General features: G+C 54.0%; 13 protein-coding genes. 4 read left to right on the forward strand and 9 right to left on the reverse strand.

What is annotated here, in order from left to right; translation table 11 throughout:
- Positions 1–27: 27 nt before the first annotated feature.
- From glmM to rlmE, 4 genes are all read right to left on the reverse strand, one after another.
- A complete protein-coding gene (gene glmM / locus ACQG2Q_RS22715) occupies positions 28–1,365 on the reverse strand; it encodes a phosphoglucosamine mutase (protein WP_003861804.1) in 1,338 nt (445 codons plus the stop codon).
- Positions 1,358–2,206, reverse strand: a complete 849-nt coding sequence (gene folP, locus ACQG2Q_RS22720) for a dihydropteroate synthase (protein WP_022649520.1) — start codon at positions 2,204–2,206, stop codon at positions 1,358–1,360. The genes glmM and folP overlap by 8 nt, the downstream gene beginning before the upstream one ends.
- 98 nt (positions 2,207–2,304) lie before the next feature.
- Positions 2,305–4,239, reverse strand: a complete 1,935-nt coding sequence (gene ftsH / locus ACQG2Q_RS22725) for an ATP-dependent zinc metalloprotease FtsH (protein ID WP_003861810.1) — start codon at positions 4,237–4,239, stop codon at positions 2,305–2,307.
- A gap of 102 nt (positions 4,240–4,341) precedes the next feature.
- A complete protein-coding gene (gene rlmE / locus ACQG2Q_RS22730) occupies positions 4,342–4,968 on the reverse strand; it encodes a 23S rRNA (uridine(2552)-2'-O)-methyltransferase RlmE (RefSeq protein WP_003861812.1) in 627 nt (208 codons plus the stop codon).
- Between the two features lie 127 nt (positions 4,969–5,095).
- On the opposite strand from rlmE, the gene yhbY reads away from it, so the two are divergent.
- A complete protein-coding gene (gene yhbY, locus ACQG2Q_RS22735; RefSeq protein ID WP_003861814.1) occupies positions 5,096–5,389 on the forward strand; it encodes a ribosome assembly RNA-binding protein YhbY in 294 nt (97 codons plus the stop codon).
- Positions 5,390–5,540: 151 nt separating this feature from the next.
- Here yhbY and greA read toward each other — a convergent pair whose 3' ends face one another.
- Positions 5,541–6,017, reverse strand: coding sequence for a transcription elongation factor GreA (greA, locus tag ACQG2Q_RS22740; protein WP_023298719.1), 477 nt, complete (start codon positions 6,015–6,017; stop codon positions 5,541–5,543).
- 228 nt (positions 6,018–6,245) lie between these two features.
- Between greA and dacB the strand changes: the two genes are divergently transcribed.
- Genes dacB through pmrB form a run of 3 tightly spaced genes read left to right on the forward strand, consistent with a single transcriptional unit; the run spans position 6,246 to position 9,384 of the window.
- A complete protein-coding gene (dacB, locus tag ACQG2Q_RS22745; protein WP_003861817.1) occupies positions 6,246–7,679 on the forward strand; it encodes a serine-type D-Ala-D-Ala carboxypeptidase in 1,434 nt (477 codons plus the stop codon).
- 2 nt (positions 7,680–7,681) lie between these two features.
- Entirely contained in the window at positions 7,682–8,344 is a 663-nt protein-coding gene (pmrA, locus tag ACQG2Q_RS22750; protein ID WP_426759267.1) for a two-component system response regulator PmrA, read from the forward strand.
- Positions 8,341–9,384 carry a two-component system sensor histidine kinase PmrB gene (gene pmrB, locus ACQG2Q_RS22755; protein WP_063152483.1) on the forward strand — a complete coding sequence of 348 codons (1,044 nt, stop codon included), beginning with the start codon at positions 8,341–8,343 and terminating at the stop codon, positions 9,382–9,384. The genes pmrA and pmrB overlap by 4 nt, the downstream gene beginning before the upstream one ends.
- A 34-nt stretch (positions 9,385–9,418) precedes the next feature.
- On the opposite strand, the gene cgtA is transcribed toward pmrB, so the two are convergent.
- The 4 genes from cgtA to rplU all read right to left on the reverse strand — a co-directional run bounded on the left by cgtA (position 9,419) and on the right by rplU (position 12,259).
- Entirely contained in the window at positions 9,419–10,594 is a 1,176-nt protein-coding gene (gene cgtA, locus ACQG2Q_RS22760; protein WP_063849787.1) for an Obg family GTPase CgtA, read from the reverse strand.
- A 15-nt stretch (positions 10,595–10,609) separates the two neighbouring features.
- Positions 10,610–11,575, reverse strand: coding sequence for a DMT family transporter (locus tag ACQG2Q_RS22765; protein ID WP_003861826.1), 966 nt, complete (start codon positions 11,573–11,575; stop codon positions 10,610–10,612).
- A gap of 95 nt (positions 11,576–11,670) precedes the next feature.
- Positions 11,671–11,928: a 50S ribosomal protein L27 gene (gene rpmA / locus ACQG2Q_RS22770; protein WP_003861831.1), complete on the reverse strand. Its 258-nt coding sequence runs from the start codon at positions 11,926–11,928 to the stop codon at positions 11,671–11,673.
- A gap of 19 nt (positions 11,929–11,947) precedes the next feature.
- Complete coding sequence (gene rplU, locus ACQG2Q_RS22775) at positions 11,948–12,259, reverse strand: 50S ribosomal protein L21 (RefSeq protein ID WP_003025032.1); 312 nt, start codon at positions 12,257–12,259, stop codon at positions 11,948–11,950.
- Between the last annotated feature and the right edge of the window lie 30 nt (positions 12,260–12,289).

Below are 12,289 nucleotides of genomic sequence, written 5' to 3' on the forward strand. Positions count from 1 at the left end.
GCCTTTTTAAACACTTATTCTGAAAGATTATGCAGCTTTCACTGCATCCGCAATGCGGTGCGCAAATTCAGTTACCTGCGCTTCGTCTTCACCTTCCACCATCACGCGGATCAGCGGCTCGGTACCCGACTTACGCAGCAGGACGCGTCCACGGCTGCCAAGCGTCGCTTCCACCTCTGCCATCACCGCTTTCACGTTATCATTTTCCAGCGGGTCGCCTTTACCAGCGGTGAAACGCACGTTCACCAGGATCTGCGGGAACATTTTCATGCCGCTGCACAGATCGTGCAGGCTCATATGGTTACGCGCCATCGCGGCAACAACCTGAAGCGCCGCCACAATGCCGTCACCGGTGGTGGTTTTATCGAGCAGGATCACGTGGCCGGAGTTTTCCGCGCCAATGCGCCAGCCTTTTTCCTGAAGTTTTTCCAGCACGTAGCGGTCACCCACTTTCGCGCGAACAAACGGGATGCCCAGCTGTTTCAGCGCCAGCTCCAGACCCATATTGCTCATCAGCGTGCCCACCGCGCCACCGCGCAGTTGCCCCTGACGCAGGCCTTCACGCGCAATGATGTAGAGGATCTGATCCCCGTCGACCTTGTTACCTTCGTGGTCAACCATGATCACACGGTCGCCATCGCCATCCAGGGCAATACCCAGATCGGCTTTTTCAGCCAGTACACGCGCCTGCAAGGCACGCACGTCTGTCGCGCCGACTTCTTCATTGATGTTCAGACCGTCCGGCTCGCAGCCGATGGTGATCACTTTCGCGCCCAGCTCGCGGAAAACATTTGGCGCAATGTGATAGGTCGCACCGTTTGCACAGTCCACCACAATTTTGAGGTGTGCCAGGCTCAGTTCATTCGGGAACGTGCCTTTGCAGAATTCAATGTAGCGGCCTGCGGCATCGACAATACGGTTGGCTTTACCCAACTCAGCGGAGTCGACACAGGTGATCTCTTTCTCCATTTCCGCTTCAATCGCCTCTTCCACGTCATCCGGCAGTTTAGTGCCGTCGATGGAGAAGAATTTGATACCGTTGTCATAGAACGGATTATGAGAAGCTGAAATGACGATGCCCGCTTCCGCACGGAAGGTACGAGTCAGATAGGCAACAGCAGGGGTCGGCATTGGCCCCGTAAAGGAAGCTGAAAGCCCCGCCGCCGCCAGCCCGGCTTCCAGCGCGGACTCCAGCATATAACCCGAAATACGGGTATCTTTACCAATAATGATCTTACGGGAGCCATGACGCGCCAGTACCTTACCCGCCGCCCAGCCCAGCTTCAGGACAAAGTCAGGGGTAATTGGCGCATCGCCTACGCGCCCACGGATGCCATCGGTACCAAAATATTTACGATTACTCATAGCGTTTGTTTTCCTTCGCTGCCAGTGTGGCTTCCACCACACGCATGGCTTCTACTGTTTCTTTTACGTCATGGACGCGAATGATGTGTGCACCTTGCATCGCGGCAATCACCGCGCAGGCCAGACTGCCGCTCAGACGTTCGTTCGGCCCGACATTCAACAACTGACCAATCATCGATTTTCTCGACATTCCCACCAGCAGTGGCAGGCCGAACTGATGAAACTCTGATAAGCGCGCAAGCAACGCGTAATTGTGTGAGAGATTTTTACCGAAACCGAAGCCCGGGTCGAGCAGCAATTTCTCTTTTGCGATACCCGCACGTTCACAGCGTTCGATATGCTCAATAAAGAAGCGGGTGACGTCGGCAAACACATCTTCATATTTTGGCGCCTCCTGCATTGTCTTAGGCTGGCCCTGCATATGCATCAGACACACCGGTAGCCCGGTTTCAGCGGCGGCTTCAATTGCGCCCGGCTCGGTCAGCGAGCGGATATCATTGATAATGTGAGCGCCCACTCTCGCCACTTCACGGATCACTTCGGGTTTGGAGGTATCAACGGAGATCCACACTTCAAAGCGCCGGGCGATAGCCTCCACCACCGGCACCACGCGCGCCAGCTCTTCTTCCACCGAAACCTCCGCCGCGCCAGGCCGCGTTGACTCCCCTCCAACGTCAATGATGGTGGCACCCGCGTTGATCATTAAATTCGCGTGTTTAACCGCGTCGATAAGCGAGTTATGCGTGCCGCCGTCAGAGAAGGAATCAGGCGTGACATTCAGGATCCCCATCACATGCGGATGTGAAAGGTCGAGATGCGAGTCCTGGGCGAAGAGTTTCATGGCTAAATCCCTGTTATTTGCATGGTTATATAAAAAAGAAAAACCCCGGAGCACGCTCCAGGGTTTGATGTACAGACAAACGCTTCAACAGCAGTGACTTACTTGTCGCCCAACTGCTCTGACATGGTGTTGCCCGGGTTTGGCGTACGCGGTTCATCGACCGGACGCGGTGCACGCGGGGTGCCATTGTTGTCAGAATTGTTAGACGCGCCTGGGTCTTCCCAGCCTGCTGGCGGACGCACTTCGCGGCGAGCCATCAGGTCGTCAATCTGCGGCGCATCGATGGTCTCATATTTCATGAGCGCATCTTTCATCGAATGCAGGATGTCCATATTGTCATTCAGGATCTGACGGGCGCGAGCGTAGTTACGCTCAATCAGCGCTTTCACTTCCTGGTCGATGATACGAGCCGTTTCATCGGACATATGTTTCGCTTTTGCCACGGAGCGGCCCAGGAATACTTCGCCCTCTTCTTCTGCATAGAGCAGCGGACCGAGTTTGTCGGAGAAGCCCCACTGGGTCACCATGTTACGTGCCAGGTTTGTCGCCACTTTAATATCGTTCGACGCACCGGTGGAAACATGTTCCGCACCGTAGATGATCTCTTCTGCCAGACGACCGCCGTACAGGGTTGAAATCTGACTTTCCAGCTTCTGACGGCTGGCGCTGATCGCGTCGCCTTCAGGCAGGAAGAAGGTCACACCCAACGCACGACCGCGTGGAATGATCGTCACCTTGTGTACCGGATCGTGTTCCGGCACCAGACGACCGATAATCGCGTGGCCCGCTTCGTGATATGCCGTGGACTCTTTCTGCGCTTCCGTCATCACCATGGAGCGACGTTCCGCACCCATCATGATTTTGTCTTTCGCTTTCTCAAATTCCACCATGGACACTACACGCTTGTTACCGCGAGCGGCAAACAGTGCTGCCTCGTTGACCAGGTTAGCCAGATCCGCACCGGAGAAGCCTGGAGTACCACGCGCGATGATTGCCGCGTCGATATCTGGTGCCAGCGGTACGCGACGCATATGCACTTTCAGGATCTGTTCACGACCACGAACATCCGGCAGACCGACCACAACCTGACGGTCGAAACGGCCTGGACGCAGCAGCGCAGGGTCGAGTACGTCTGGACGGTTAGTTGCCGCGATAACGATGATACCTTCGTTGCCTTCAAAGCCGTCCATTTCAACCAGCATCTGGTTCAGGGTCTGCTCACGTTCATCGTGACCACCGCCCAGGCCTGCGCCACGCTGGCGGCCAACGGCGTCAATTTCATCGATGAAGATGATGCACGGTGCTGCCTTCTTAGCCTGCTCGAACATGTCACGCACACGAGATGCACCGACACCGACGAACATTTCAACGAAGTCAGAACCTGAAATAGTAAAGAACGGGACCTTCGCTTCACCCGCGATGGCTTTTGCCAGCAGGGTTTTACCGGTACCCGGAGGGCCGACCATCAGGACGCCTTTCGGGATCTTACCGCCCAGTTTCTGGAAACGGCTCGGCTCGCGCAGGTATTCAACCAGTTCACCCACCTCTTCTTTTGCTTCGTCACAACCTGCTACGTCAGCAAAGGTGGTCTTGATCTGGTCTTCCGTCAGCATACGCGCCTTGCTCTTACCGAACGACATGGCACCTTTGCCACCACCGCCCTGCATCTGGCGCATAAAGAAGATCCAGACACCGATAAGAAGCAGCATCGGGAACCAGGAAATGAAGATAGAAGCCAACAGGCTTGGTTCTTCCGGCGGCTCGCCTACCACTTTGACGTTTTTGGTCAGAAGGTTATCAAGCAGCTTAGGATCGTTCACCGGGATGTAAGTCGTGTAACGGTTACTATCTTTCTTGGTAACGTTGATCTCACGTCCGTTGATACGCGCTTCGCGAACCTGGTCCTGATTGACCTCTTGCAGGAAGGTAGAATAATCCACCTTGCGGCCATTCGACTCGCTGGGCCCAAAGCTCTGGAAAACTGACATCAGCACAACGGCAATGACCAGCCAGAGTATTAGGTTTTTCGCCATGTCACTCAAGGGATTAACCTCATATTACAACTGTGTTAAAAACAGCGTCAGGATACTCTATATCCAGTTTCATTCAAACTTTCGCCTGAAATCTACCGGTTATCATTTTCGCCCGGTCGCTACAATATACACTTCACGGGAACGGGCCCGGGAAGAGTCCGGCTTACGAACTTTGACCTTCGCAAACAGGGAGCGAATTTCCTTAAGATACTCCTCGAAACCTTCGCCCTGAAACACCTTCACAACAAAACTACCACCAGGCGCTAGTACATCACGACACATTTCTAACGCTAGTTCCACCAGATACATGGCGCGGGGGATATCCACCGCCGGTGTTCCACACATATTTGGTGCCATATCCGACATGACAACCTGGACCTTACTGTCACCTACACGATCAAGTAATGCTTTAAGCACTAATTCATCACGAAAGTCGCCCTGAAGGAAGTCGACACCGACGATGGGATCCATTGGTAAAAGATCGCATGCGATGATTCGGCCCGTTCCGCCGATCTGCGTAACCGCATACTGGGACCATCCGCCAGGTGCCGCACCGAGGTCGACCACCGTCATTCCCGGTTTAAAAAGTTTGTCACTTTGCTGTATTTCATCAAGTTTAAACCAGGCGCGGGAACGTAACCCCTTTTTCTGCGCCTGTTGAACATATTTATCGCTAAAGTGTTCCTGAAGCCAGCGGCTGGAGCTGGCAGAACGCTTTTTACCTGTCATTTAACATTTCCGTCCTGGTTCATCGTTACTTGCCTGTGACGTAAATTTCTACGCAGCTATTTGGCGATATTAGGGAGATGGCGGTAGAATGAACCGTTTTCAATCCCAACGTAAGCAAAAATATACGATGAATCTGAGTACTAAACAAAAACAGCACCTTAAAGGTCTGGCACATCCGCTCAAGCCTGTAGTGATGCTTGGCAACAATGGTTTGACCGAAGGGGTGCTTGCCGAGATTGAACAAGCGCTGGAACACCACGAGCTGATCAAGGTGAAAATCGCCTCTGAAGACAGAGACACTAAAAACCTGATCGTGGAAGCCATCGTGCGCGAAACCGGCGCCTGTAATGTACAGGTCATCGGTAAAACGCTGGTGCTCTATCGCCCATCTAAAGAGCGCAAAATCTCGCTGCCACGTTAAGGATATCCTGAATCAAACACATTTTCTGTGTGAAACGAGGGATTTCTTTCAGCAGGCGAGCAAAATGCCATGCTCCTTGAGTTGATAAAAGGCCGCTATGCGGCCTTTTTCTTTTCTTTACAATGTATCAACATCTTAGAAGAGAAGCGAATTACAGGTATTCAACCTTAATAATTTCGTATTCCACTTCGCCACCCGGGGTGCGGATAATCACAACATCATCCTGCTCTTTGCCAATCAGGCCGCGAGCAATCGGGGAGTTCACCGAAATCAGGTTCTGTTTGAAGTCCGCTTCATCATCACCCACGATGCGATAGGTTTGCTCTTCGTCGTTGTCCAGATTCAGGACGGTGACGGTAGAGCCAAAGATCACGCGACCGTTGTTTGGCATTTTAGTGATATCGATAACCTGCGCGTTGGACAGTTTCGCTTCGATATCTTTGATGCGCCCCTCGCAGAAACCCTGCTGCTCACGCGCCGCGTGGTATTCAGCATTCTCTTTCAGGTCGCCATGCTCACGCGCATCCGCGATAGCGGCGATGATTTCAGGGCGACGTACGGATTTCAGAAAATCCAGCTCTTCGCGCAGTTTTTCGGCACCACGTAAGGTCATCGGAATAGCTTGCATTTGTTATACCTCTTAAACATTCCTGTTGGGAGCAGTGTTCCCTGCTCCAGCCCACCTGAACAGGCCAGAAGCAAAAAGAAAACCGACCCGGGAGCAACGCCCCAGGTCAGCAGCAATTTTTCAATTTGATACGCATTTTACCGCGAAGTTCACTATGGGTCATCGTTTACTTTACAGTGCCATGCACCGTAGTATGACGGTTTGTTTTCGGGTTGTTAGCGCGAGATTATGCGATTTTCCAGTTTTATCATCGGATTGACTACCAGTATAACGTTCACCGTTCAGGCCGCGAATGTTGATGAGTACATTAATCAACTGCCCGCCGGCGCGAACCTTGCCCTGATGGTGCAGAAGGTTGGCGCGCAGGCTCCCGAGATTGACTATCACAGTCAACAGATGGCGCTGCCTGCCAGTACCCAGAAGGTGATCACTGCCCTCGCCGCCCTGCTCCAGCTCGGGCCTGACTTCCGTTTTACTACCACCCTTGAAACCAGAGGTAACGTTGAGGGTGGCGAACTGAAAGGCGATCTTATCGCCCGTTTTGGTGGCGATCCCACCTTTAAGCGCCAGGATGTCCGCAACATGGTGGCGGTACTGAAAAAATCCGGCGTAACAAAAATTGATGGCAACGTGCTGATCGACACCTCCATTTTCGCCAGCCACGATAAAGCGCCTGGCTGGCCATGGAACGACATGACGCAGTGCTTTAGCGCCCCGCCAGCCGCCGCCATCGTTGACCGTAACTGCTTCTCCGTATCGCTTTACAGCGCGCCAAAACCCAATGACTTAGCGTTTATCCGCGTGGCGTCTTACTACCCGGTCACGATGTTCAGCCAGGTGCGGACGCTGGCGAAAGGCTCCCCGGAGGCGCAGTATTGTGAGCTCGACGTGGTACCGGGCGATCTCAATCGCTATACGCTCACCGGCTGCCTGACCCAGCGGGCCGATCCCCTCCCGCTGGCCTTTGCCATTCAGGATGGCGCAGGCTATGCCGGTGCCATTTTTAAAGATGAACTGAAGCAGGCGGGCATAACCTACACCGGAACGCTGCTGCGCCAGACGCAGGTGAATGAACCAGGCACGGTGATTGCCAGCAAACAGTCCGCGCCACTGCATGATTTGCTTAAGATTATGCTGAAAAAGTCGGATAACATGATTGCCGACACGGTGTTCCGTATGATCGGGCACGCGCGCTTTGGTGTGCCAGGAACCTGGCGGGCCGGTTCTGATGCCGTACGTCAGATCCTGCGCCAGCAGGCGGGTATCGATCTGGGCAATACGATCGCTGTCGACGGTTCCGGTTTATCGCGCCATAACCTGATCTCACCGGCCACCATGATGCAGGTGTTGCAGTACATCGCTCAGCATGACGCTGAGCTAAACTTTATTACAATGCTGCCGCTCGCCGGACACGATGGGTCACTTCAGTACCGTGCGGGCCTTCACGCTGCAGGCGTGGATGGCAAAGTGTCAGCCAAAACGGGTTCCCTGCAGGGCGTTTACAACCTTGCCGGTTTTATCACGACAGCCAGCGGGCAACGCATGGCCTTTGTGCAGTATCTGTCCGGCTATGCCGTCGAACCGGCTGACCAGCGCAATCGTCGTATTCCACTGGTGCGTTTCGAAAGCAGGCTCTATAAGGACATCTACCAGAATAACTAGCGATGAAACTACTGATAGTTGAAGACGATCTGTTATTACAGGAAGGGTTAGCGCTGGCGCTGGGGAATGAGGGCTACGCCCTGGATTGTGCCGCCACGGCGGCTGAAGTAGATGCCTTGATCCAGAGCGGAGAATACAGCCTTGTGATCCTGGATTTGGGACTGCCGGATAAAGACGGCGCGACGCTGCTCTGCCAGTGGCGTCGTCGCGGAGTGGAGAATCCCGTATTGATTCTCACCGCCCGCGATGCCATTGAAGACAGAATTAACGGGCTGGATTCTGGCGCTGACGATTATCTGGTAAAACCCTTCGCCCTTGCCGAGCTACAGGCTCGCGTACGGGCGTTAATCCGCCGCTATCAGGGCCACAGCGACAACATGCTGACGGACGGGGATATCACCCTCAATCTGCAAACTCAGCAGGTGCTGCGCCAGTCTCAGCCTGTGGAAGTGACCCCAAAAGAGTTCGCTCTGCTGACGCGTCTGATCATGCGCAGCGGGCAGACCGTGCACCGTGAAACGCTGCAACAGGACATCTACTCCTGGCAGGACGATCCAGGATCAAACACGCTTGAAGTTCACATTCATAATCTGCGCCGCAAGCTCGGTAAAGATCGCATCAAAACCGTACGTGGCGTGGGTTACCGTCTGGAGAGCCAGAAATGAACAGTATGCGCCGGCGATTAATGGTGTTGCTGGCGGTTATACTGCTATTTTTTCAACTGGTTAGCGTAGTCTGGCTGTGGCATGAGAGCCGCGAGCAAATCGGTTTTCTGGTGAATGAAACGTTGTCTGCGAAAGCGCGCAACAACCATGTCGAAAAAGAGATCCGCGAAGCCATTGCCTCCCTGCTGGTCCCTTCTCTGGTGATGGTCGGTTTTACCCTGTTCTTCTCATTCTGGGCCGTCACCTGGATCACCCGACCACTCAACAAACTTCGCGTCAGCCTTGCGAACCGTTCGGCGGATAATCTGACTCCCCTGCCGATGTATTCTGATATGGAAGAGATAGGCGCTGTGACCACATCGCTCAATCAACTCCTCGCCCGGCTGGATCACACTATTCAACAGGAACGCCTGTTTACCGCCGATGCGGCACACGAGTTACGTACGCCGCTTGCGGGGATCAGGCTCCATCTGGAACTGATGGCTCAGTCCGGTTCCCCGCAGGCCACACCACTGATAAACCGGATCGATCAGTTGATGCACACGGTGGAACAGCTGCTGATGCTGGCGCGTGCCGGACAGGCGATGGCCAGCGGCCATTACGATACCGTGAACTGGACTGAGACGATCATTGCTCCGCTTAGCCTGGAGCATGAAGCCAAAGAGCATACGGTGATATGGCCGGCCCACAGCGCGCTGACGGTTCAGGGGGACGCCGTCCTGTTACGTCTGATGCTAAGGAACCTTCTGGAGAATGCCGCCCGCTACAGCCCGGCAGGCACAACCATTGAAGTGGCATTAACAGCGACGGAGAGCGGTACCCGGGTGAGCGTTACCGATCAGGGGCCGGGTATTGATGAGGCACACCGCCAGTCGATCACCGAACCTTTCCGACGTCTCGACCAGCGATACGGCGGCAGCGGCCTTGGGCTGAGCATCGTACAGCGTATCGTACAGCTCCATCATGGCTATTTAACGCTGGAGAACGGCGCTGCGGGCGGCCTCATCGCCAGCTGTTGGTTACCGGCGAAAATAGGATAAAAAAAAAGCCCCGTTAAGGGGCTTTATACTGAGGTTAGTGCTTGTAGATGAACTCGACGCCTTCTTCGTCGTCTTCATCCCAGTCATCGTCCCAGTCTTCATCATCTTCTTCCGCTTCCAGCTCTTCGAGCTGCTGGCGGTGGTAGTCATCCCACATGAATTCGACTTTTTCAGGCTGTTTCGCCTCTTCTGCCTGAACAACCGGATTCTCGATGATAAAGGTCATCACATCCCAGCAGAGATCTTTCACGCCAACCTGGCTGGCGGCAGAGATCAGGTAGTACTTATCTTCCCAACCCATCGCTTCGGCAATCGCTTTAGATTTCGCTTCAGCTTCCGCTTTATCCATCAGGTCGATCTTGTTAAATACCAGCCAGCGCGGTTTTTGCGCCAGTTTTTCACTGTATTTCTCCAGCTCACCGATAATGATACGGGCGTTTTCAACCGGATCGGAACCGTCGATTGGATCGATGTCGATGAGGTGCAACAGTACGCGACAACGCTCAAGGTGCTTCAGGAAGCGAATCCCCAGACCGGCGCCTTCTGCTGCCCCTTCAATCAGACCCGGGATGTCAGCGACCACGAAGCTCTTCTCGTTATCCATACGGACAACGCCCAGGCTCGGTACCAGCGTCGTAAACGGATAATCCGCCACTTTTGGTTTCGCCGCAGAGACCGCACGGATAAACGTCGATTTACCGGCGTTTGGCATACCCAGCATCCCCACATCCGCCAGCAGCATCAGTTCCAGTTGCAGGTCGCGCTTATCACCCGGGGTACCCATGGTTTTCTGACGCGGGGTACGGTTAACGGAAGATTTGAAACGGCTGTTACCCAGACCGTGCCAGCCGCCTTTCGCCACCATCAGGCGCTGACCGTGTTTGGTCATATCACCCATGGTTTCGCCCGTGCCCTGATCGATGACACGCGTACCTACCGGCACTTTGATCGTCACGTCTTTACCGCGTTTACCGGTACAGTCGCGGCTCTGGCCATTCTGCCCACGTTCGGCGCGGAAAGATTTTTCGAAACGGTAGTCGATCAGCGTGTTGAGGTTTTCATCCGCCTCCAGCCACACGTCGCCACCGTCCCCACCGTCACCGCCGTCAGGACCGCCACGAGGAATATATTTTTCACGGCGGAAGCTTACACAACCGTTACCGCCATCACCTGCCACGACCAGAATCGTCGCTTCATCAACAAACTTCATTTTACTCTCCGTAACTCATTCGCCTGAGCGGGGGACTATTACAACCGCTTCATTTTTGCGCCAACGCCCCCAGAGACGATGACCAATGGCGGAATACATCGCGCCCGCAACCACGACAAACGCACCGAGATAACCCAACAGGTTGAGCATCGGCTTGACGAAGACATCGGGCCAGGCCATTGATAACAAATCTGAAAATAACAGCGTAAACAGCGGGGTAAGCGTGATTAAGGCGCTCACCTGTGCTGCCTGCCAGCGCGCCATGGCTTCAGCCAGCGCGCCATAACCGACCAGCGTGTTCAGCCCACAAAAAATGAGGCACGCCAGTTGCCAGTCGCTGAGCTGGGTAATCACCCCCGGCTTAGCTAACGGCAATAATGCCAGTGTACACAAAGTGTACAGCAAAAAGAGGATCTGCTGTGAGGCAAGTCGACGCAATAACACCTTTTGCGCGACGCCATAACTCACCCAGACCGTTGCTGCACCCACCCCAAAAATGACACCCCAGGTGTAATCCGTCAGGCGGGTAAAAATCTCGATCAGACTGGTGTTAAAGAACATCACCAGACCGCAAAGCAACATGCTTGCCCCGATGATCTGCGTACCGCGCATCTTCTCCTTGAGGATGAATACGCTGGCGACCATCATGCCGACCGGTGATAGCTGACCAATCACCTGCGACGCTGTAGGGCTAAGATATTGCAGGGAAGAGCTGAACAGAATGAAGTTACCGAACAGACCGCCCGTCGCGATAGCCAGTAACACCAGCCAGCGCGGTTTTCGGAAGATGCGCAGCGGTGGCAGCTTACCTTTGACGGCCAGAATGGCGCCCAGGCCTATACTTGCCATCAGGAAGCGATAAAACACCACCGTGGGCGGTTCCATCACTTCCAGTACCTGCTTCATTGCAATTGGCAGTGCACCCCAGCACATCGCGGTAGTGAGCGCCAAAAGAATACCAATGCCGGCCTGCTGCTTCATGCCCGTTTTCCCTACAGAAAATTTTCCGGGTTTCCAATGTAAAAAGCCCCGCAACACGTTGCGGGGCTTTAATCCGTTACCGGACCGAGAAAACCTTACTCAGCAACGATGCTGATGTATTTACGGTTGTTCGGGCCTTTAACTTCAAATTTCACTTTACCGTCTGCTTTAGCAAACAGAGTGTGGTCACGACCGCAACCTACGTTGGTACCCGCGTGGAACTTGGTGCCACGCTGACGAACGATGATGCTACCCGCCAGAACGGATTCGCCACCGAAACGCTTAACGCCCAGGCGTTTAGCTTCTGAATCGCGACCGTTACGTGTGGAGCCGCCAGCCTTTTTATGTGCCATTTAAATCTCTCCTCAGGTCTTAGGCGCTGATGCCAGTAATTTTCACATCAGTGAACCACTGACGGTGGCCCTGCTGCTTACGATAGTGTTTACGACGACGAAACTTAACGATTTTAACTTTCTCGCCACGACCGTGAGCAACAACTTCAGCTTTGATAACGCCGCCATCAACGAAAGGAACGCCGATTTTGACTTCTTCACCGTTTGCGATCATCAGAACTTCAGCGAACTCAACAGATTCGCCAGTTGCGATGTCCAGCTTTTCCAGGCGAACGGTCTGACCTTCGCTTACTCGGTGTTGTTTACCACCACTTTGGAAAACCGCGTACATATAAACTCCGCTTCCGCGCACATCCTCGTA

The organism is Enterobacter cloacae complex sp. 370H10 (genome assembly GCF_050031535.1).
Classification (GTDB): domain Bacteria; phylum Pseudomonadota; class Gammaproteobacteria; order Enterobacterales; family Enterobacteriaceae; genus Enterobacter; species Enterobacter intestinihominis.